The organism is Sorangium sp. So ce128, assembly GCF_051525245.1.
Lineage (GTDB): Bacteria > Myxococcota_A > Polyangia > Polyangiales > Polyangiaceae > Sorangium > Sorangium cellulosum_B.
Map to the genome: position 1 here is coordinate 7,855,897 of NZ_CP150313.1, position 22,136 is coordinate 7,878,032.

Genomic DNA, 22,136 nt, shown 5'->3' on the forward strand with positions numbered 1-22,136 from the left:
GCACGAGGCCTCGATGGGGGCGCTCTCGCGATGGTCCGCTGCGCCGCGCGGATCGACGCCCCGAAGCTGCCGGCAGGGAGCCCCCCTGTCCGATGGCTCACGTCCTCGACTCGGCCACGGACCGGCGCTCGTTACAAGCAGAGCCCCTGTCCGCAGACGAGCCTGCATTCACAGCCGGTCTCCTGGACGCCTCCGGAGATGTTCATGCTGGTGGTGCCGGCCGCGCGCAGGTTGGCTTCGATCCTCTCGAGGGCGCATGCCTGGAGCTTGAAATTGTCGGTGATCTGTACGTCCTCGCCCACGCTTCGCAAGGCATCGAGCCGCAGCGCCGCGAGCTCCGTGTTTCGATGGATCCAGAACCGCTCGTCGACGGTCTCGAGCTTGCGAAAGTCGGCTTCCAGCAGCTCGAACGCCAGATAGATCCACAACGTCCCGCGGACACGCACCAGGTTCGGCATGCGGATCGCCTTGATCTGCGCCGCGACCAGCTCCCCGCTCGAGGCACCGCCCTCGGCCTGGATACCGCCGACTTCGAGCAAGCTGGGCAAGTCGAGCGTTCCGGCGAAGTCGGGGCTGACCGAGATCGTGCCGTCGATCGTGGAGTAAGCGCGCGCCGCGAGGGCGTCCGCGTCCGACGCGATGAGCAGATCGCCTTGATGGACGCTGCCTTCGAGCGCCTCCGGGCCGCTCTCGCAATCTCCAGCGCCGCCCTCTCCGGCCGCACCTGCGCCCCCAGCAGACGCGCCCGACGTTGCGCCAGGGTCCGTGTCTCCGCCCGAGCCACCCTCCCCCGCCCCGCCGCCGTCGCTGCCTCCGCCCAGACCTCCCGACGGACCGTGAGACGCCCCGCTCGTTGCGCCGCCCGAGCCCCCCGTGACCGTGTCGCCCGCGCTGGCGCTGTTCCCATCGCCCGAACCGCACGCGACGAGCAACCACACCGCGGCCATCGACGTCAGCCGGTCGAGCCACGATCGAGCCGACCGTCGGATTCTTGCGCCCTCTCCGGCAGTTCCGGCAGCCGAATTCACACCGTTCATGAGAGAGGAGGAAATCGAAACGTTCCAGGAGCGTCAAGCCCGCAACGGCGCTCGAGGCGACGGCGACCTGCGACGATCTCTGCTACCTCCGTCCGCGCCGGAATGCCGCCGTCGCGCGTCCAGAACAAGGGGCGGCATCGAGCCGCGCGAGCCGTCGCGAGCCTGGGAGCGCGACGGCGCCGCGTCACCCGCCGTCGTACGGACCCAGGATCACCGGCCCGGGAGCGAGCACTTGCGGTCCGTCCATCCACCAGACCGCCGCCTGGTTCGTTCCGACGGCGTACCAGAGGACGTCCGCCATGCTGTCGAAGTTCACGTCGGTGCCGGGGCGCAATTCCCAGCCGCGGCCGAGCGGCCCCGGGATCACCGGTCCCGGCGACAGCAGCTGCGCTCCGGCCATCAGCCACACGGCCATCAGGCCCTGCTCGGGGCTGCTCCAGAGCACGTCCCCCATGCCGTCGAAGTTGAAGTCCGACGACGTGACGATCTTGAAGCCGCGGCCGAGCGGCCCCGGGATCACCGGCCCCTGCGCCAGCAGCTCGGCTCCGTCCATCAGCCAGATCGCCATCAGGTTCTTCTGGATGTTGTTCCAGAACACGTCCCCCATGTTGTCGTAGTTCACGTCCTGCGCGGTGGGCGCCGTCCATCCCTCGCCGGGCGGCCCCGGGAGCACCGGCCCCGGTGCCAGCAGCTGGCATCCATCCATCAGCCAGACCGTCATCAGGTTCTGTCGCTCGTTGTTCCAGAGCAGATCCGACATCCCATCGATGTTGAAATCGGTCGCCGAGGTGACCGTCCATCCCTCGCCGGGTGGCCCCGGGAGCACCGGCCCCGGCGCGAGCAGCTGGCTTCCGTTCATCAGCCATATCGTCATCAGGTGCCGGTCTGCGTTGAGCCAGACCACGTCCGCCATGCCGTCGCGGTTGAAGTCGCCCGCATTGGCCACCTCCCAGCCCTGGCCGATGGGTCCCGGGATGAGCGGCCCCGGCGCCAGGAGCCGGTTCCCCTCCATGAGCCAGATCGCGATCAGGTTCTGCTCCTTGCTGCTCCAGAGTATGTCCCCCATGCCGTCGGCATCGAAGTCGTTCAGGCGGACTGCCTCCCACCGGGTGCGGCCCAGCCTCGGTGTCGCGACCCCCAGCGGTGACGCCGCGGGCTCGTCCGCCCCACGTTGCTCGCGCAGGTCGACGCCCGGCGAACAGGCGGCCATGGTGTGAATCGCGACGACCACGCGCAGCGCCGCCCCTGTAGCCGCAGACCGTCTCATACGCGCCCTCTCTTGCGCCTCAGGCGCGGGTACAGATGCCGGCCGGGCATTTCCTGTCCGGCATCCCGCCTCGTGGGCGCGCCGAGCACGCGCGCCCGTGGAGCGGCAAGCGCCAGTCCAGCGGCGACCAGCGAGCCCGGGCCAGCGTGTGACGGCACGTTGTGACGATATTTTTCTCTATCTCGCAGGAGCACTCCAACCTTCGAAGAGAGGCGCGCGGCCGCTGCGAGCAAGACGGCCTTGACGTGCCAACGTGGGAGATGTAGCCGAGGACATGGCTGACCATGGCGTGATATCCATCCTCTCTGTGGCTTCGCCTCAAGCTCCAGGGTCAGGAGATCACCGAGATCGAGACCATCGCCGTGCGGCCAGGGGACTACAAGGTCTCCGGGCAAAATTTTGCCTCGAACACCGGCGCCATCATCGCGAGCGGGGATACCGTCAAGTGGGAGGAGCCCGTTCCGGAGAACGAGCGCAACTCGCGGGACGAGCTCGAGGGCTGGATGGAAAAGTACTTCTGGATGTTCCCGGGCGGCGTCTGCAACACGGTCAGCAACTGCAAGCGCATCGAGAACGGCGGCGGGTCGTTCACCTGCAGCGCCGGCGCGAGCTGCAATCCTGGCCAGCCGGGCTCGGGATCACCCGCGCTTCCCCCTCGTCTCATCTTCGCCGACGTCGAGAGGGGAATCGGGGTCGGGTTTACCATGTTCATGGGGAACACCGACATGCACATGTTCAAGATGCGCGGCGGCCAGGTGTACGGCGTGAGCGCGATCCTGGGCGCGGCAAGCAGCTCCGGCTGGGAGTGAACGCGCTTCGTTTCCGCGCTGTCTCGCCGGTCCGTTACCGGACCGGGAGCCCGCCGCTCCGGTCAACGGACCGGGGGCGGCCGCGCCGGCGCGGCAGGGCCTCGCACAACGGCCCGGCCGCGCCTTCTCGTGACCAGGCTCACTACTGCAGCACTGTATCCATATCCCAGTCAATCCACATGCTTTTCCATTCGCTGACCGGCTGCTGAACGCCATTGTCCAGGATGTTCATCACGTCCGTGTTTGCGCTGGTATTGCCTTCGAACGCTCGCTTGAACATCTCGCCTGCGAGGGCGGTCTGAGTGCCCGAGGCGCTGCAGTGGTTTGCGCTGTACATCGTAAAACCCATGCGCTCCGGAACGCCGAGCGCTTTCCACACCGGCTTTGCCGCCCATGCGGAGAGCGCTTCACAGGTCCCACCCAGGTGACACCACGAGTCCCTGCCGTTGGCATTCGTGAAGTGCACCAGGTGCCGTGGAGCGATGGTCGCCAGCAGCATATGCGTATCGAAGGGGAGGTTGTACACCTTCGAGGGGTCGTTCCGGAGCCAGCGGGCCGCGCTGGTCACCCAGGGTCCGCAGATACCGCTGTCCTCGAGGTTGTCGATGCTCTGAGGCTTGGCATCCTTGCACTGCCAAACAGAACCACCATCACCGTGCCTGAACCACTCCGCCTGGCGCAGATTGGCTACACCACCGCCGCCCGACTCCACGATGACAACCACCGGCGCGCGACTGAAGACACCCGCCAGGTAAGCGCCTTTTCCACACCCGGAGCACCCCGACACCATCACCTTCGTGGGATCGTGCCCGCTGCCCGGGTTCTTCTCCAGCACGTCCATCACCCGGTCAATCATCCACCCGTTGGCGATGTTGGTGTTGACCTCGGACAGGCCGAAAAGATTTCTAATCTTGCCTTCAAAGCCGCTTCCAAACGACAGCGTCTTGCTGCCCGACGGGAAAATCCCACCCGACAACTTGAGAGCGATCACACTGCCGGATCCGCTGATGCTCGCCGAGAAGGTCTCTGATTTTCCACCCACCTTGGCGGTGATCGAAACGGTACCTCCGGATACGGTTCCGGTCACCTCATCCGGCTCGCCGGGGACCGGGCCGTAAAGGTACTTGGCTGCCATGGCCAGGATTTCCTTGCGGCGGCACTCCCACTGCTCCTTGGTCGTGACCTTCGTTCCGTTGAAGAACGTGAACGGATCCGGGAGCTTCTCGTTCACCTCGGTCAGACCGCTCGGCTCGGGCAAAGTTGGCAGGACACACGTGAATTGGCCGCCGCCAGTCCCGCTGGTCGCGCTAGGCTCGCCAGTCCCGCTGGTCGTGCTGGCCCCGCCGGTCGGGGAGCCGCCCGTGCCGGCTCCGCTCGTCGCGGCACCGCCGCCCGTACCGGCGCCTCCGCTGCTCGTGGAAGCACCGCTGGTCGCGGGGCCTGCACCCGAGGTGACTCCCCCGCTCCCGCTCGGGGTCCCGCCGCCTGAGCCCGAAGCATCTCCCCCGGCACCGCCGGATCCTACTTCTGTAGCGCAGCCAGGGAAGTTCAAGAGGGCGAGGACGGGGATCGCGAGAGCGGTTAATTTGCGCGAGGCACGAGAACGGACAGACATGAAGGCCTCCATGTTTCGAGGGCAGTGGCGGCGTGCGACACGGGCACATGACAGGTGGTACCCGACACGCGAAAAGCCGCCGTACTTATAGCAGACGAGTGTGAAGTTTGTGCGTTTTTCGCGTTGGTGACGCTGTTTTCGCGACGCGAGCGAATTTGCGCTGTGAGTATGCCAATGGGACGTGAACGAGAGATTTCAGGGCGCGGTGCGATTCGTTCGCCGCCAGGCCGAGGACCCGTAAACTGAGCTATGAGAACGGCGCTCCCGGGGCCTGGGAGCAAGTCCCGGATCTGGCGATGCGCTCCGCTCGAGCGCGAGCTCTTCGCTTCCTCCCCGGGTCCTCTGCAGTCGCCTGCGGTGGGCGGACGTCGTTCGATGAGGAGAACTTCTCCCCGGACGACGCCTCCGGTCCAGCCGGGTCCGGAGGGAAGAGCCTCGGAGCCGGTGGTCTCGGGGCTGTCGCTGGGGCCGCGCGCGACGAACAGGGGAGGAGGGCCGTTGGGGGGAGAGGTTTGGAGACGGTTGGCCGGAACGACATCACCAGATGCCCATTCCCAGCGGAGGGCAGTTCGATCACGCTTATCGCTGGGAATCGTACGACCGGAGCGCGCAGCGTTTGGCAAGGATGCAAATGTTCAACAAGCTTGTAGTCGAGGCGACCCCTCCGGATCGTCTCCGGGAACACCTCGCGAAAGCTCGCACCTGAGGGACATCCGAGAAGCGACACCTGTTGGCGAGACTTTGTTCGTCGCGTCGCGTTCACGTGGAGTCTGGTCGTCTGCTCCTTGTCGGAGGGCGAACCGAACTCCGGCGGCGATGGGCCCCCGGAGGTACGGGCTCAGCGGCGCCGGGCGGCCCTTCTTCCGCCGCCGGGCGGCCTGCACGCTCGCCCTTACCCCGCGCGAGCTTGCCGTTCCGCCGCCGCGCCCCAGGAGGATCCCATCATGGCTCGACTACAACGCCTCATCGAGCCGGGGACGCGCGCGACGCCCGACCTCCTGGCCGCGCTCCGCGCGCTGGCTCGGCCGCTGCGCTCCACGGCCGATCTCGACCCCTTGATCGAGCGCATCGGCGGCGCGCGCTGCGCGCTCCTGGGCGAGGCGACGCACGGGACGCGCGAGTTCTACACGTGGCGCGCAGCGCTCTCCAGGCGGCTGATCGTCGAAGCGGGGGCCTCCTTCATCGCCGTCGAGGGCGACTGGCCCGATTGCTACCGCGTCAACCGCTATGTGAAGGGCTACGCGGACGCGGGGAGCAGCGCCCGCGCGGTGCTGCGCGCCTTCGATCGCTGGCCGACCTGGATGTGGGCCAACGAGGAGGTCGCCGACCTCGTCGAGTGGCTGCGCAGGCACAACGAGGGGCGGCCCGAGGAGCAGCGGGTCGGCTTCTACGGGCTCGACGTCTACAGCCTCTGGGACTCGCTCCGCGAGGTCATGCGCTACCTGGAGGGGGCCGCCCCCGACGCGCTGCCGGCCGCGCGGCGCGCGCTGCGCTGCTTCGAGCCGTATGCCGACGATGCCCAGGAGTACGCCCGGGCGACGGTGCTCGTGCCGGAGTCGTGCCAGGCAGAGGCCGTCAAGCTGCTCGCCGAGGTGCGCAAGAGAACGCCGGAGTTCGGCGCCGACGGGCGCGACGGGCACTTCGTCGCCGAGCAGAACGCGCTCGTGGTCAAGAACGCCGAGGCCTACTACCGGGCGATGGTGCGCAGCGACGCGGAGTCGTGGAACGTCCGCGATCGGCACATGGCCGAGACGCTCGATCGGCTGCTCGAGCAGCACGGCCCGCGCGGCCGCGCGATCGTCTGGGCGCACAACACGCACATCGGCGACGCGCGCTTCACCGACATGGCGGCGCGGGGCGAGGTGAACCTCGGCCAGCTCGCCCGCGAGCGCCACGGGGAGGAGCGCGTCGCGCTCGTCGCCTTCGGCGCCCACCGCGGCACGGTGATCGCCGCCCGGGCGTGGGAGGCGCCGATGGAGGTGATGCGCTTGCCGGTCGGGCGGCCCGAGAGCTGGGAGGACCTGATGCACGAGGCGGGCGGCCGGGATCAGCTGCTGATCTTCGAGCCGGGGCGGCTGCCGGTGGAGTCGCTGGCCTGGCGCGGCCACCGCGCCGTCGGCGTCGTCTACCACCCCGAGTACGACGGGTACGGGAACTACGTGCCGACGGTGCTGCCGCGCCGCTACGACGCGCTCGTCTTCGTCGACGAGTCACAGGCCGTCCGGCCCCTGCACATCGCGCCGCGGGCCGAGAAGGAGCCGCCGGAGACCTACCCCTCCGGCGTGTGACGCCGGCTGCATGGCGCGCGCAGTGCAAAGCGCGCTGGGCGAGGTGAGCCGATGCTCTCGTTACAATCTCCCGATTTCCACCATGGCGACGTGATCCCGATCGTGCACACCTGCGAGGGGAAGGACGTGCCGCCCGCGCTCTCCTGGTCGGGTATCCCCGGCGGCACGAGGAGCCTTGCGCTCATCGTCGACGACCCGGACGCGCCCGATCCACGCGCCCCCAAGACGACGTGGGTCCACTGGGTGCTCTACAACATCCCGCCCGACGCCGGCGGCCTGCCCGAGGGCGCGCGCAAGGCCGATCTGCCGACGGGCACGCTCGAGGGAAGGAACGACTGGAAGCGCGCCGGCTACGGCGGCCCGTGCCCGCCGATCGGCAAGCACCGTTACTTCTTCAAGCTGTATGCGCTCGACACGGTGCTGCCCCCGCGAGGCGGGCTCACGAAGGTGGAGCTCGAGAAGGCGATGGAGGGGCACGTCCTCGCGCATGTCGAGCTCGTCGGGACGTACCAGAAGAGGGGCGGCTCGTAGGAGCCGAGCGCCATCGGCCGCTCCTCGCGCTCGACCTCGCGCGAGCCTTCGCGCGCTGCGGGCTCATCCGCGTCGTTCGGCTCGCTGCGGCGTACTTTTGTAGGCCTCGCTCGCCTGCCTGGCGGATGAGCCCGTATCACACGAATCTACACCTCGCTATGCGCCATGGACGCGCCTTCGGCGTGCGCTCATTCGCACTTGCAGACCGGGCGACCGCCATCGTCACAGTGGCACTGACACACTCCCTCAGGACACGTGACGACCTTATCGCCCTTCGGGCAGGTGGCGACGCACGAGGCAATGGAGTCATCCTCGCCGCCCGCCGCGACCTCAGCGTCGCTGGCCTGCCAAGAATCAGGCTCATTGGCGTCGACCGACGCCCCTGCTCTGCCGTCCACGGCCTCCGCGGCCGCGCTCCTCCAGAGCGCCGCGGAAGCGGGCAGCATCGACAACACGAACATCGATAACAGCGTACCGCTCATCTTCACTCCTCCTGGTCAGCGATGCTTCCATGATCGGGCATCATTGATTGGCAGGGGCCGAGGCACGCGGCGTGCCGAATGGCGCGGCCGGCGGCCGAGCTCGCGGCGCCGCGGCAGGTACGGGAGCGCTGCCCCGCGTGTGTCCGCGATGTTCAAACGGCGCAGCCAGCCCGGCCGCACGGGGCGAGCTCGCCTGTCCTGCCGCATCATCACCACGGGCGGAGAGATCGTCGCTTCGAACGCGACAATCCGAGCAAAGGGTTGCGCGCGATGGTTTGCTCGAACACGCAAGCCGACCGCGGGCGGATAGCGCCGCCGAGCGGCCCCGGCCTCAACTTGGCGCGACGAGAGGGCGCGTCGCGCGCTGGGCCAGCGGAGAACGCGGCTGGCACGACGAGTGCTCTTTGGTCACGCAGCACACAGGGGCACATGACCCGCGAGCTGGCTTGATGCACCGAGCCCGGTGGAGCTGCTCGAACGCAGGGGCTCCGCGCGGTCGGCAAACGCAGCTGGCATGTCTGGCCTCTCTGACCATCAACCATCACGAGATCGAACGAAAGAGGAAGAACATGACACGAAAGATCATCACCGCGGTCGCTGGTATGTCGTTGTTCGTCGGCGTGGCGATGGCGCAGGCGGCGACGCCCGCCACCTCGAGCCTGAAGGGTCGCTCAGTCCTCAACGCCGAGGCGAGCGCCGGGATCCCCGAGAAGGTGGCGTACTACAGCGGGTACCCTGGGGCCAACGTGGCCACCTCGACGAACATTGGCCTCGCGGGCATCGCCATCGGGACCTCGGGGTCCGTCGCCCAGTCGTCGGTCGCCCAGGCCGGCGGGTACGGCAACGTCGGTGTCGCGACGGCCAACGCAGGGGGCTTCCACGGCCGTGGCCACGGCCGTGGCCACGGAGGCTGGAGGAGGATCGCGCTGAACGACGCGCCGGCGTCCGGTCAAGCAGACATCCTCTTCGACAACTAGCGTTCCGCCCGCCAGAGGTCCGGCCAGGGATGGCCGGACCTCTGCGCCGCTTCGCAGCGGCCTCGCGCGGGCAGACCTGGCTGGTTTCCTCGGGGCTCCGCCCCACGCCGCACCCCCGGCGGCCACAAGCGGCCCCGGCCGGCCCGCTGGGGCCGGAGCATCCACGGGCCGCGCGCGGCGCTCCGGCGGCGCGCGGCCTCCTCTCCGACGACCCCGAACCCGGGATGGACGAAACCATGCGCCGTTTACTCCGTGTGCTCTCGACGTCCGCGCCCGCGCTGCTGGCCGCGGCGCTCTGCTTTCATTTCGCGATGACACTCGCTTACCTGACGCCGCAGAACCCGCTCCAGCTCCGCTTCGCGCGGCTCATCAGCGGGTACATGAACCCGTTCTTCGAGCAGAACTGGCACCTCTTCGCCCCCGATCCCATCACCGACACGCGCCTCGTGATGGTCGCCTGCCGCGTTCACGAGCCGGACGGGAGCACGACCGAGACCGGGTGGACCGATATCACGACCCCCTACTGGGAATCCCACCTGGAGAACCGACTCGGCCCCGCGACGCGCCTCGGACGATCGGTGACGGGCGCGGCGCGCATGATCTACACCGTCGATCCGACGTCGCTGCAGATGGCGAAGAAGCTCGATCAGCAGCGCACACGCGCGCAGGCGGGCGGAGGCGGCGCCGAGGCGCCCGATGCGCAGGTGGCCGACATGCTCAGGGACGAGGTGAAGAAGGAGCAGGACGCCGGCTTTCAGCTCGGCAAGACCGTCCTGGAGCGGGCCGGCTCCGCGCACTGTGACAGCCTGTACGGCCCGAGCCGCACCGCGGCGGTGCGGTTGCGCCTGGCGGTGCTGAAATTCCCGCGCTTCTCCCGGCGCGACCTGCCCGACTCGAAGGGAGAAATGACGTACTATGATTTCGACTGGGCTCCCCATCGACCGGTGGCGCCGCTGGACGCGACGACCGAGGACAGACCCGAGACGCCCGTGGCCCTCCGGGCGGCGGCCGCGGAGGAGAGGTGACGCCATGCTGAGCAAGCTGAACGCACGCTGGCACCGCATCGTGGAGCTCACGAGCCGCGAGCGCTGTCTCATCGGGGCCAGCCTCTTCCGGATCGTCGCCGGGCTGACCATCCTCCACCTTTACCTGGCCAACTACTTCCAGCGCCATTACCTCTACGGCCCCGAGGGGGTGTGGCCCTTCGCGCGGTCGCTCGAGGAGGCCCACAGCACCGGCGCGTTCTCGATTTACCTGCTCAGCAGGTCGCCTCTCTACTTCGAGGTCGTCTTCCACCTCGCCATGCTGTTCGCGGCGCTGTGGGTGATCGGCTTCCGCACGCGGCTCATGTCGCTGCTCACGTATGTCGGGCTCTGGTCGTTGCATCAGCGGAACCCCGTCCTGCTCGACGGCGGCGACAACCTCGTCCGGCTCGCGCTGCTGTACGGCATCTTCGCCGAGCTCGGCGCGTACTTCTCGCTCGACGCCGATCGCCTCCGCGCGCAGCGGGAGCGCGGCGGGGAGCTCCAGCGGATCAAGGGGATGCTCCACAACGCGGCGATCCTCGCCTGCGCCGTCCAGGTGTGCCTGGTCTACGGGGTCGCGGGGCTCTACAAGGTGCAGGGGGAGCTGTGGCAGAACGGGACGGCCCTTTATTACATCACCCGCGTCGGCGAGTTCACGTGGCCCGGCCACAGCGACAGCCTCTCCCGCAGCGTGGCGGTGGTGACGGCGCTGACCTACGCGACGGTCGGGTTCCAGCTCAGCTTCCCGTTCCTGTTCGCCCTGAACCGGCACACACGCAGGCTCTCGCTCGCCGCGGCGTTCCTGTTCCACGCCGGCATCGCCGTCATGATGGGGCTCGGCACGTTCGCAGTATTCATGATCAGCGTCGAGCTGGCGCTCATCGCGGACGCGGAATACCGGGCGATCGGCGCGTTCGCCAGGCGGCTCGTGTCCTTCGAGGCGCCCTCGCTCCGGCGCCTCCTTCCCGCGCGCCGGATCCAGACGAAGTAGCGCGGCGCGGGCGCGCTCGAGCGCCCGCCCGATCTCCCCCCCCCGGCCCCCAGCGCTCCCCGCCCAGCCTCACCAGCCTTCCGCCACGCGGATCGCGATCTTCCCGATGGTGCGGCCCGACTCGATGGCGCGGTGCGCCTGCGAGAGCTCGCGCACCGGGTAGCTCGCGCTGACGATGGGCCTGACGTGGCCTTGCGCCGCCAGCTCCGCCACCGCGGCGAGCGCGCGGCCCTGCGCGTGCGGGTCGAGCCGCCAGATCGTGGCGGCCCCCATCACATGATAGAGGAGCGACGCCGCCTTCATGAACAGCCGGTCCGCGACCGGCGCGGGCGTCGGCACGATGCTCACCACGGTGCCCATCGGCGCCACGGCGTCGAGCGCCTGATCCAGCGCGCGGCCACCGGCGTTGTCGAAGGCCACCGCGACGCCCGCCCCGCCGGTCAGGTCCCGGCACGCCTGGCCCACGTCCTGCGTCGTGTGATCGAGCACGACCGCTGCGCCGAGGTCGCGGCAGAGCGCCGTCGACTCGGGTCGGCTGGCGGTCGCCACCACCCGTAGCCCGAGGTGACGCGCGAGCTGCAGCTGCAGATGGCCCACGCCGCCTGCGCCCGCGGTGACCAGCACCGCGGCGCCGGGCGCGGGCCGCGCGCGCGAGAGGCATTCCCAGGCCGTGACGCCCGCGAGCGACAGGCAGGCAGCCTGCTCATGGGAGAGGGCCGCCGGTTTGCGCGCGAGGGTGCGGCTGTCGGCCACCACCCGCTCCGCGTTCGCGCCCTGCCCGAACAGGCTGGGTGAGCCGAACACCTCGTCTCCGACCGCGAGATCGTCGACGCCGGGGCCGACCGCGTCGACGATCCCGGAGACGTCATAGCCGAGCACCAGCGGAAACTGCCGCTCGATGCGGCGCGGCCCGGGCGCCGCCGAGCGCGCCCGGATGTCCGCCGGGTTGACCGACGACGCGATCACGCGCACGCTCACCTGGTGGGGTCCGGGCGCTGGCTCGGGCAGCTCCAGCGGCACGAGCTGCGAGGCGTCGCCATGGTGATGGATTCCGATTGCCTTCATGCGTTGCAGTCCTCTCGAACAACGCCGGCGTGCGGCGGCTCAGGCGCAGTGTGTCCGCCGACGGCGGCCCTGTATTGAACGATGTCGACATCGACGCTCGCCATCGCCAGGAGCCCCGGCCGCGCGTCGCCGCTGGCCACGCATACCGCGCCCGGGGACGGCCAGCGCGGCGTCACCGGGCTCGTCGACGTGGCGGGGCGGGTCGCGTCGTGGGGCCCGCCGGCGCCGTGCGCCTTGCCGTCGCTGCATGCGGTGCTGAGCGTCGGCCTGCTCGGCGAGATCCAGAGCGAGCGCGACGACCGCGCGGGCGGCGCGGTGCGGCTGTCCGGCGTCGCGACCCGGCCGTTCAGCTACCGGCTGTCGGCCGAGCTGCACGCCGTGATCGTCCTGATCGAGCCCTGGGCGATCCCCGAGTGGTTCGGCGTCGACGCCGCGTGCCTCGTCGATCGCCGCGTCGATCTGCGCGACGTCCTGGGCGCCGCGCCCGTGGCGAGGTTGCTGCGGGCGGTGCAGCGCGCCGGCGCGGCGAAGGACCGCCTGCTGGCGGTGCGGCGCTGGCTGGCCGCGCTGACGCCGCGCGCGGCGGCGCCAGCCCCGCTGCGCGACGCCTGGCTCGCCGACCGGGACGCCGCCGGCCTGGCCCGCGCGCTGGGCGTCTCGCTGCGCCAGTCCGAGCGGCTGCTGCGGCGCCACCACGGGGTGACGCTGCGTGAGATGAAGGGTATCCGGCGCTTCCAGCGCGCGCTGGAGCGCCTCGATGAGGACCTGTCGTGGGCCGCGCTGAGCGCCGACGCCGGGTTCGCCGACCAGAGCCATCTTTGCCGCGCCGTGCGGCGGTATGCGGGAATGACGCCCGCCGCGCTGCGCGGCGCGGCCGGGGCGAGCCTGATCGCGCCGATGTACCGGCCGCTGGGTTGCCGCGACCGGTTCGTCGCGATCTGACGCCGCCATCCAGGGGGTTTGATCGAGGCGCGATCGCCCAGCGTCCTCGTCGCGCTTTCATGGCAAGAGCTCGGCGCCGGGCGAGCCGCGGCGTGAGATCAGCGCCGCTCGCGCCGCCGCTCGACGATCGCTGTTCCCTGACGGGCGAGAGCATAACGGATGCCGGCCTGGAGATCGCGCTGCGTCAGGAGGTTGCCCAGCTCGATCCCCTGCGCGACCAGCGTCTGGGCGACGTCGGGTGACGCCCCGACGAGGACACACGTGGCGCCAAGGAGCGCGGCGGCCCGCGTGGCCTGGAGGAGGCGGGCAGCCACATCGGCGTCGAGGACCGGCACGCCCGTGATGTCGATGAGCACCGTCTCGGCCCTGTGGCGCTCGATGCCCTGGAGCAGCGTCTCCAGGAGCTGGGCGCCGCGGGCGGAGTCGATGGTCCCCACGAGGGGCACCACGAGGATGCCTTCGTGAACCGGGATGACCGGCGTGGACAGCTCCTGGATGACATCGAGGAGCTTCCGCTGCGTCGCGAACCACGCGAGCTCTTTCTGCACCGCCTCGTTGGCGCGCTTCTTCTCCGTGATGTCCTCGATCATGACCAGGAGATAGCGGCAGACGCCGTGCTCGTCTTTGAGCGGCACCTTCACCATGTGAAGCCACCGCTCCCCGGCCGGCGTGGCGATGCGCGTCTCGGGCACGTCCACGATCTCGCCCTTCTCGATCACGTCCCGATCCATGCGATCGAGCCACCTGGCCTCCTCCAGTCGATGCGGGAAGAGGTCGAAGACGTTCTTGCCGAGGACGCCGCTCCGCGGGGCGCCGAAGACCTTTTCGTAGTGGCCGTTCATCTGGACAACGCGGAATTCCGTCACCTCCTTGATGAAGACCGAGACCGGCACGTGCTCGATGATGGTGTCGAGGAAGCTCTCGATACGCACCGTCCCTGGCTCGCTGCGCGGCGCAGCCTGGTCGTGGACGCAGACGAGCGCGCCGCGCGCGCCATCGACGCGGAGCTGCGTGACCGAGATCTCGCAGGACGGCGCGCCGGGCGCGCCGCCCCGGAGCGCGATGCCGGCCTGCTCGCGCTCGCCCTCGAGCACGGCGCGGATGCCCGCGAGCACCTCCTGCGCCTCGCCGGCGAGCCCCTCGGGCGACGCGGGCAGGACGGCTGGCGTGTGCGCGAGGGACACCGGCCAGGCGGAGAACGCGCCCTCCGCGAGGATCTGCTCCAGGCGGGGATTGGCGCACCGGAGCGCTCCCATTGCATCGAAGACAGCGGCGGCTACCGGGAGCGCGCAGAGGAGCGGCAGGGGGTCGACGCCGACGTGCGGCAGGGGGCCGGCGCCGACGTGTGGGCCGGGCCCATCGAGATCTAGGGTCATTCGGGATCCTTCCACGCGACACGAGCGGCCCAGCGTTCTCCGGGCCGGACGACCCGTCGAATATCCTAACCTTTCAACGCGCTCTCCGGGAATCGCCACGCGCTCGCCGTTATGAAATACATCTAACAATATCGTGTGGGTAGCGCCGTCGCTCATCGCGAGTTGGTCAAACCCTGCTCAGGCGCGCGACCTCGGCGCGCACCGCTGCTCGGGCCGCTCGCGGCGCACCGACAAGGACACGGCCTGATCGGGCGGCATCCGACGCGCCTGGCACGGAGGTTGTTAGCGCCGCTCCCCGTGGATGCCGAAACCCTCTCTCGGCCCTGTCCCGCCACCGGGCCGCACGTCGCGCCTGGCCGCCTCGTCCTGTCGCTGCCCGATCGCTCGCTGCCCGGACGAGGCGGGCAGCGCGCCGTTCGCGCCCGGATCCACGAAGCGCGCGGGAGACGCCGTGCGCGCGCGTGATCTCGGCGTCGCGCCTGGCATCTTCGATCCGGGCCCGCTGAACGCGATCACCGACGTGGGCGGCGTGCGCGTCGGGCACGCCACGGTGATCGAGGGAGACGCGATCCGCACCGGCGTCACCGCCGTATTCCCCCACGGGGGGAACCTCTACCTCGATCGCGTCCCCGCGGCGATCCACGTGGGCAACGGGTTTGGCAAGCTCGTCGGCGCGACCCAGGTCCGCGAGCTGGGTGAGCTGGAGACTCCCATTCTCCTCACGACCACGCTTTGCGCGTTCCGGGCCGCCGACGCGCTCGTCGAATGGATGCTGGCTCAGCCGGGCATGGAGGAGGTGCGCTCGCTCAACCCGGTCGTCGGCGAGACCAACGACGGCGTGCTCAACGCGGTCCGGCTCCGTCCGATCACCGCCGAGCACGTGCGCGCGGCGCTGGGCTCGGCGCGGGAGGGGCCCACGCCGGAGGGGTGCGTCGGCGCGGGCACGGGCACCGTCGCGTTCGGATGGAAGGGGGGGATCGGCACCGCCTCGCGGGTGCTGCCGGCGTCGCTCGGCGGGGCCTGCGTCGGCGTGCTCGTCCAGTCGAACTTCGGCGGCGTGCTGCAGGTGATGGGGGCGCCCGTCGGCGAGGAGCTCGGCCGGTACGCTTTCCGGTCGCAGGTCGAGGCGGCGGCGGGGGACGGATCCATCCTCATCCTCGTCGCGACGGACGCGCCGCTGTCGGATCGCAACCTCGGGCGGCTCGCTGCCCGCGCGATCCTGGGCCTCGCGCGCACCGGATCCTCCGGCGCGAACGGCTCCGGCGACTACGCGATCGCCTTCTCGACGAGCGCCTCGGTGCGGCGCCGCTCCGGCGCGAAGCGGCTCGCGACCACCGAGCTCTCGAACCAGGAGACGTCCGCCCTCTTTCAGGCCGTGATCGAGGCGACGGAGGAGGCCATCTACAACTCGCTCTTCACGGCCGAGACCACCACGGGGAGCGGTCGCACCGTGGACGCCATTCCGCTGGATCGCGTCCGTGACGTGCTGTCGAGGCACGGCGTCCAGCGGCCGTCCGGCCGCTCCCGCCCTGCATGACGCAAGAGACCGCCGCGGGCGGGCCGGCGCGAGAGCTCGCCGCCGTTTCCCGTGGCGCAGCGAGGTGCTTTTGGCAACATCACGAATCGACCGGGCGCCTCGGAGACCGATCCGGCTTTGGACACCCTCCCTCTATGACCGACAGTCCACGTTACCGCGTGCTGGGGGTGCTGCATCAAGGTGCGGACACGATCCTCTACCGCGCGCGGCGCGAGGAGGACGGCCAGCCGGTGGTGCTCAAGGTCCTGCGGCGCGACCACGCCAGCCCCCGCGCCCTCCGCAGGCTCCAGCACGAGCTCGAGGTCGCCAGGGCGCTGAAGTCGCCCGCGGTCGTCAAGGCCTACGGGATCGAGCCGTTCCGCGACCAGGTGACGCTGGTCCTGGAGGACTTCGGCGGCCGCTCGCTCGACCACCTCCTCGATGGGCCGATGCGCCCGATGTCGATCGAGCGCTTCTTCCCCCTCGCCCTCCGCCTCACCGCCGCGCTCGCAGAGCTCCACCGACACCACGTCATCCACAAGGACATCAAGCCCCAGAACCTCCTCTACAACCCCGACACCGGCGAGGTGAAGATCACCGATCTCGGCATCGCCTCCCGCTCCGCGCGCGAGGCCCAGGAGCTCGCGCACGACGGGCTCATCGAGGGCACGCTCGCCTACATGGCGCCGGAGCAGACAGGCCGCATGAACCGCCGCGTCGACGAGCGGACCGATCTGTACTCCCTCGGCGTCACCTTCTACGAGCTTCTGACTGGCACCCTGCCCTTCCACGCCAGCGACCCCGTCGCGTGGGTTTATTGCCACATCGCCCAGGCGCCGCAGCCGCCGCACACGCTCGCCCCCTCGATTCCACCCCAGCTCTCCGCCGTCGTCCTCAAGCTGCTCTCCAAGGCCGCCGAGGAGCGTTACCAGAGCGCACTCGGCCTGCGCCACGACCTCGACACGTGCTTTTCCCAGCTGCGCCAGAGCGGCGCCATCGAGGCCTTCCCGCTCGGACGGCGCGACGTCTCCGATCGGTTCCAGATCCCGCAGCGGCTCTACGGCCGCGAGCGCGAGATCGCGACGCTGCGCGCCGCGTTCGAGCGCGTGGTCGCGAGCGGCCGGCCAGAGCTCGTGCTCGTCTCGGGCTATTCGGGCATCGGCAAGTCCTCGCTCGTCGCCGAGCTGCACGGGCCCGTCGTGCGCGAGCGCGGCTCCTTCCTCTCCGGCAAGTTCGACCAGCTCAAGCGCGACGTCCCCTACCGCCCCCTCCTTCACGCCTTCCGGGGCCTCGTGCAGGAGATCCTGGGCGCGAGCGAGCAGCAGGTCGAGCGCTGGCGAGAGCGCCTCCGCGAGGCCCTCGGCCAGAACGGCAGGCTGCTCACCGACATGCTCCCGGAGATCGAGCGTCTCCTCGGCCCGCAGCCGCCCATGCCCGAGCTCCCGCCCGCCGAGGCCCAGAGCCGGCTGCTCGCCACGCTCCAGCGCTTCGTTGCCGCCTGCGCCCCGAAGGAGCACCCCGTCGCCCTCTTCCTCGACGACCTGCAATGGGCCGACGCCGGCAGCCTCCTCTTGCTCGAGCACCTCGCCACCCTCGCCGGCGACGCGCACCTCCTGCTGATCGGCGCTTATCGCGACAACGAGGTCGGCCCCGCGCACCCGCTCCGGCTCACCCTCGCCGAGGTCCGAAAGCGCGGCGCCGCCGCCTCCGACATCGTCCTCGAGCCGCTCTCCGCCGCCCACGTCGGGGCGCTCGTCGCCGAGGCGGTCCACGCGCCCGAAGCGCACGTCGAGGCGCTCTCGCAGCTGGTTTACGAGAAGACCGCCGGCAACCCCTTCTTCGTTCTCCAGTTCCTCATCGCCTTGCACGACGAGGGGCTCATCACCTTCGACACCGACGAGGGCGCATGGCGGTGGGATATCGCCGCCATCCGCGACAAGGGCTTCACCGACAACGTCGTCGAGCTGATGGTGGGCAAGCTGGAGCGGCTCTCCGTCGCCACGCGCGACGCGCTCAAGCTCGCCGCGTGCCTCGGCGGCAGCGTGGACCTCGACACCCTCGCGATCGTCGCGCGCCGTCCGGCGGAGGCCCTGCGCACGGCGCTCGAGGAGGCCGTGCGGGAGGGGCTGCTGCTCCGCCGGGACAGCGCCTATCGCTTCCTCCACGATCGGGTGCAGCAAGCCGCTTATTCGCTCATCCCGCCCGGACAGCTCGCCGAGGTGCACCTCGGGATCGGTCAGCTGCTCTTGAAGGGGCGGAGGCCGGACGAGCGCGAGGACGCGCTCTTCGACATCGTGAGCCACCTCAACCGCGGCGCCGCGCTCCTCCGTTCGCAGCCCGAGCGCGACGAGCTCGCCGCCCTCAACCTCCGCGCCGGCAGAAAGGCCCAGGCCGCCGCCGCCTACCAGTCTGCCGCCGTCCTCTTCGACGCCGGCCTGGCCCTCCTCGCGCAAGATCCCCGCGAGCGCTGGGAGAATCGGTACGATCTGGCCTATCCCCTGAGCCTCGAGCGCGCGCACGCCGCCTACGCCACCGGCAGCATCGAGGAGGCCGAGCGGCTGCTCGAGGAGCTCCTGGAGCGCGCGAGGAACGAGCTCGATCGCGCCGCGGTCGTCGAGCTCGCCGTAAGCTTCTACCAGACCCGAGGGCGGTCCGACCACGCCGTCGACCTCGCGCTCGCGTGGCTCCGCGCCCGGGATATCGATCTTCCACTCCACCCCACCGATGCACAGGTCAAAGAAGAGACCGAGAGCCTCTGGCAAGCCCTCGGCGACCGGGCGATCGAGGACCTCATCCGCCTGCCCCCCATGGAGCACCCCGAGTGCAAGGTCGTGATGGCGGTGCTGCAGGCCGTGGCCGCCCCCGCGATCTTCGTGGACCAGGACCTGCACTACCTCATCGTCCTGCGCCAGGTGAAGCTCGGCCTGCGCTACGGCAACGCGGAGAGCTCCGCCCACGCCTACGCGGCCTTCGCGCGGATGTTCGGCCCGCGGTTCGGGCGATACCGCGAGGCCTACAAGTTCGGCAAGCTCGGCTACGACCTCGCGGACAGGAGCGAACTCCTCACCGTGAAGTCGCTGGTATTCACCCTCTTCGGACAGCAAGTCGTCTTCTGGACACGCCACTACCGGGAGACGTACCCCTACACGCGCGCCGGGTTCAGCGCCGCGGTCGAGTCCGGCGATATGCGCATGGCGTGCTTCAACTGCGTCTGGGCTCCGCTGTTCCCGCTGCTCGCCGGCGAGCCGCTGGAGGACGTCCTCCACGAGGTCGAGGAGCGCAGCCGCTTCGTGCGCAAGGCCGGTTACGCGTTCGCCTACGGCGTCCTGGCCAGCGCCCACGCCGTCATCCAGACGCTGCGCGGGAGGCCGGTCCGCTTCTCCACGCTCGACGGCTCCGAGCTGGATCCGCCGGCCTTCGAGGCGCGGCTCGACGAGGGGGATATGCGGGGCGCCCGCGGCCTCCATTACAGCATGAAGGCGCGCACCCTCTTCGTGCTCGGCTCTTACGGAGAGGCGCTCGCCGCGGCGACGCGCGTGATCGTCGACCACCCCTTCAGGAGAGAGCCCTACGCGCTCATCGCCGAGAACTGCTATGTTCACGCGCTCTCGCTCGCGGCCCTCGCCGACGGTGGCGCGCCCGAGCCGCCCAAGCCGCACGAAGCGCGGCGGTCGCCGGCGCAGGAGCTCCCCGGGGGCCTCCTCGACAGCGAGCGGCAGCTCGGCGAGTGGGCAGCGAGCTGCCCCGAGAACTTCCTCCACAAACACGCCCTGGTCCGCGCCGAGATCGCCCGGCTCCTCGGGCATGAGCCCGAGGCCATCCGGCTCTACGAGCAGGCCATCTCCTCGGCGCGGGAGAACGGCTTCGTCCAGCACGAGGCCATCGCCAGCGAGCTCGCCGCCCGGTTCTACCGCGATCGCGGCCTGTCCACGCCCGCCGACGCCTACCTGCGGGACGCCCGCGCCGCCTACTTCCGCTGGGGCGCCCACGCCAAGGTCGAGCAGCTCGACCAGCGGTATCCCTTCCTCGTCGAGCGAAAGCCGATCGCCCCTACCGTCACCTTCGCCGTCCGGGCCGAGCAGTTCGACGTCCTCTCCATCGTCAAGGCCTCTCAGAGCATCTCGGGCGAGCTCAAGCTCCCGCGCCTGCTCGAGATGCTCCTGCGCATCGTGGTCGAGCACGCGGGCGCCGGAGAGGGGGTCGTGCTCCTGGTCCGGGAGGAGCGCCTGTCGACGGCGGCGGCGATCGCGACGTCCAGGGGCGCGGCGCGGCTGCTCGACGCGGGCGAAGCCCTGGCGGCGCTACCGCAATCCATTCTCAACTATGTCCTCCGCAGCCACGAGCGCGTGCTGCTCGACGACGCGACGGCCAGGCACCCGTTCTCGGAAGACGAGTATTTCGGCCGCAAGAGGCCGAGATCGGTGCTGTGCCTCCCGATCATGCGGCAGGCCCGGCTGCTCGGCGTGCTCTACCTGGAGAACGGGCTCGTGGCCGGGGCGTTCACCCCAGGGCGGCTCACCGTGCTCGAGCTGCTCACCTCGCAGTCGGCCATCTCGCTCGAGAACGCCATGCTCTATACCGACATCGAGCAGGAGAACGCCGAGCGGCGGCGGGCGGAGCAGGCGCTGAAGGCCAACCAGGTGACGCTGCAGGCCATCGTCGACAACTCCGCCGCGGCCATCTTCCTCAAGGATCGCGAAGGCCGGTATTTGCTCGCCAACCGCCACGCAGGGAGCGTCGCCGGCGTGCCGAGCCATGAGCTCCTCGGAAAGACCGACGCCGAGGTCTATCGTGGCGCGGACGTCGAGGTCCTCCGAGACAACGACCGGCGGGTGCTCGACGCGGGCGAGCCGCTGGAGTTCGAGGAGGAGGTGATGACGAAAGAGGGCGAGCCGCACACCTACCTGTCGGTCAAGTTCCCGCTCGGCGAGAGCGTCATGCCCGGCGTGGTCTGCGGCATCTGCACCGACATCACCGAGCGCAAGCGCGCCGAGCTCGCCGAGCGCTTCCTCGCCGACGCGAGCCGCAGGCTGATGGCCCTCGGTTACGGCGCCACCCTCGAGAACGTCGCGCAGCTCGCGTTGCCGGCGCTGGCCGACCGGTGCGTCATCGACGTGGACCTCGCCCAGGACGCCCCGGGGCGGGCGGTCACCGCGGGGATGCCGGCCGAGCTCGCAGGCGCGGTGACGGACGCCCTGCGGCCTCTGGCGGCGGCGTCGCCGGACCGGCCCGAGATAGGCGACGTCCGCGCCGCACCTCTCCTCGATCCGCTCGGCGTTCACTCCTTCCTCCGCGTCCCGCTCCTCGCGCGCGACCGGCGCTTCGGGGTCATGACCCTGCTGGCGGCCGCGCCGCGGCACCGTTACGGCCCCGCCGACCTGTGGCTGGCCCAGGAGCTGGCGAGCCGCGCCGCGCTCGCCCTCGACAACAGCCGCCTGTTCGCCGAGGCCCAGGAGGCCATCGAGCGCCGCGACGAGTTCCTCCTCGTCGCCTCGCACGAGCTCAAGACACCGCTCACCTCGCTCACGATGCAAGCCCACCTCCTCGCCCGGCTCCTGCCTCGCCTCCAGCGCGCCGAGGTCGCTCCGGAGCGCATCGACGCCGCGATCCAGCTCCTCAACCGACAGATCGCGCGCCTCGCCCACCTGGTCAACGAGCTGCTCGACGTCACCCGCCTCAACGCCGGCCAGCTGACCCTCTCTCGCGCGCCCGTCGATCTGGCGGCGCTGGCGCGCGAGGTCGTCGAGCGGATGCACCAGCAGCTCACCGACGCCCGCTGCCGCACCCAGCTCGAGCTGGACGAGCCCGTGATGGGACACTGGGATCCGTCTCGCATGGAGCAGGTCCTCATCAACCTCCTGTCCAACGCGCTCAAATACGGCGCGGGAGGCCTCATTCACGTCATCGTGCGCCGCGAGGGCGCTCGCGCCGTGCTCGTCGTCCGCGATCATGGCATGGGCATCGCGGAGGCCGACCAGGCCAGGATCTTCGAGCGCTTCGAGCGCGCCGTCTCCGTCCGCAACTTCGGCGGCCTCGGCCTCGGCCTCTACATCGTTCGATGGATCGTCACCTCCCACGGCGGCACCATCCGCGTCGAGAGCAAGCCGGGCGCGGGCGCCACGTTCATCGTCGAGCTGCCTTTGCACCCGCCGGAGGCGGAGACGGAAGGCCAGGGCACCTTTCTCCCGCCGGCATGAGCGTTCACCGGGAGCCGA

15 protein-coding genes are annotated in these 22,136 nt (G+C 70.2%); 9 read left to right on the plus strand and 6 right to left on the minus strand.

Annotation, left to right across the window (positions count from 1 at the left end):
• Positions 1 to 131 precede the first annotated feature (131 nt).
• Positions 132 to 938, minus strand: a complete 807-nt coding sequence (locus WME82_RS29720) for a hypothetical protein (protein ID WP_438038059.1) — start codon at positions 936 to 938, stop codon at positions 132 to 134.
• A gap of 283 nt (positions 939 to 1,221) precedes the next feature.
• Complete coding sequence (locus tag WME82_RS29725; protein WP_438038060.1) at positions 1,222 to 2,304, minus strand: FG-GAP repeat domain-containing protein; 1,083 nt, start codon at positions 2,302 to 2,304, stop codon at positions 1,222 to 1,224.
• A 362-nt stretch (positions 2,305 to 2,666) separates the two neighbouring features.
• On the opposite strand from WME82_RS29725, the gene WME82_RS29730 reads away from it, so the two are divergent.
• A complete protein-coding gene (locus tag WME82_RS29730; protein WP_438038061.1) occupies positions 2,667 to 3,113 on the plus strand; it encodes a hypothetical protein in 447 nt (148 codons plus the stop codon).
• Positions 3,114 to 3,255: 142 nt separating this feature from the next.
• Here WME82_RS29730 and WME82_RS29735 read toward each other — a convergent pair whose 3' ends face one another.
• A complete protein-coding gene (locus tag WME82_RS29735) occupies positions 3,256 to 4,344 on the minus strand; it encodes a glucuronyl esterase domain-containing protein (protein ID WP_438038062.1) in 1,089 nt (362 codons plus the stop codon).
• 1,328 nt (positions 4,345 to 5,672) lie between these two features.
• On the opposite strand from WME82_RS29735, the gene WME82_RS29740 reads away from it, so the two are divergent.
• Both WME82_RS29740 and WME82_RS29745 read left to right on the plus strand, forming a co-directional pair.
• Positions 5,673 to 7,016, plus strand: coding sequence for an erythromycin esterase family protein (locus tag WME82_RS29740; protein ID WP_438038063.1), 1,344 nt, complete (start codon positions 5,673 to 5,675; stop codon positions 7,014 to 7,016).
• 51 nt (positions 7,017 to 7,067) lie between these two features.
• Positions 7,068 to 7,547, plus strand: coding sequence for a YbhB/YbcL family Raf kinase inhibitor-like protein (locus WME82_RS29745; protein ID WP_437850517.1), 480 nt, complete (start codon positions 7,068 to 7,070; stop codon positions 7,545 to 7,547).
• 188 nt (positions 7,548 to 7,735) lie between these two features.
• Here WME82_RS29745 and WME82_RS29750 read toward each other — a convergent pair whose 3' ends face one another.
• A complete protein-coding gene (locus WME82_RS29750) occupies positions 7,736 to 8,029 on the minus strand; it encodes a hypothetical protein (protein WP_438038064.1) in 294 nt (97 codons plus the stop codon).
• A gap of 569 nt (positions 8,030 to 8,598) precedes the next feature.
• On the opposite strand from WME82_RS29750, the gene WME82_RS29755 reads away from it, so the two are divergent.
• The 3 genes from WME82_RS29755 to WME82_RS29765 all read left to right on the plus strand — a co-directional run bounded on the left by WME82_RS29755 (position 8,599) and on the right by WME82_RS29765 (position 11,022).
• Positions 8,599 to 9,006, plus strand: coding sequence for a hypothetical protein (locus WME82_RS29755; protein WP_438038065.1), 408 nt, complete (start codon positions 8,599 to 8,601; stop codon positions 9,004 to 9,006).
• A gap of 236 nt (positions 9,007 to 9,242) precedes the next feature.
• On the plus strand, positions 9,243 to 10,031 hold the full coding sequence (locus WME82_RS29760) for a DUF5819 family protein (RefSeq protein ID WP_438038066.1): 789 nt from the start codon (positions 9,243 to 9,245) through the stop codon (positions 10,029 to 10,031).
• Positions 10,032 to 10,035: 4 nt separating this feature from the next.
• A complete protein-coding gene (locus tag WME82_RS29765) occupies positions 10,036 to 11,022 on the plus strand; it encodes an HTTM domain-containing protein (RefSeq protein WP_438038067.1) in 987 nt (328 codons plus the stop codon).
• Positions 11,023 to 11,091: 69 nt separating this feature from the next.
• Here the strand turns inward: WME82_RS29765 and WME82_RS29770 are convergent, their stop codons facing one another.
• Positions 11,092 to 12,087 (minus strand): quinone oxidoreductase family protein, encoded by a 996-nt coding sequence (locus WME82_RS29770; RefSeq protein WP_437850527.1) that lies wholly within the window; start codon positions 12,085 to 12,087, stop codon positions 11,092 to 11,094.
• 81 nt (positions 12,088 to 12,168) lie between these two features.
• On the opposite strand from WME82_RS29770, the gene WME82_RS29775 reads away from it, so the two are divergent.
• Positions 12,169 to 13,029 (plus strand): helix-turn-helix domain-containing protein, encoded by an 861-nt coding sequence (locus WME82_RS29775; RefSeq protein ID WP_438038068.1) that lies wholly within the window; start codon positions 12,169 to 12,171, stop codon positions 13,027 to 13,029.
• Between the two features lie 98 nt (positions 13,030 to 13,127).
• Here WME82_RS29775 and WME82_RS29780 read toward each other — a convergent pair whose 3' ends face one another.
• Positions 13,128 to 14,405 carry a PAS domain-containing protein gene (locus WME82_RS29780; protein WP_438038069.1) on the minus strand — a complete coding sequence of 426 codons (1,278 nt, stop codon included), beginning with the start codon at positions 14,403 to 14,405 and terminating at the stop codon, positions 13,128 to 13,130.
• A 451-nt stretch (positions 14,406 to 14,856) separates the two neighbouring features.
• Here WME82_RS29780 and WME82_RS29785 point away from each other — a divergent pair, with 451 nt between their 5' ends.
• Both WME82_RS29785 and WME82_RS29790 read left to right on the plus strand, forming a co-directional pair.
• Positions 14,857 to 15,942, plus strand: coding sequence for a P1 family peptidase (locus WME82_RS29785; RefSeq protein WP_438044946.1), 1,086 nt, complete (start codon positions 14,857 to 14,859; stop codon positions 15,940 to 15,942).
• Positions 15,943 to 16,076: 134 nt separating this feature from the next.
• On the plus strand, positions 16,077 to 22,118 hold the full coding sequence (locus WME82_RS29790) for an AAA family ATPase (RefSeq protein WP_438038070.1): 6,042 nt from the start codon (positions 16,077 to 16,079) through the stop codon (positions 22,116 to 22,118).
• Positions 22,119 to 22,136: the final 18 nt, after the last annotated feature.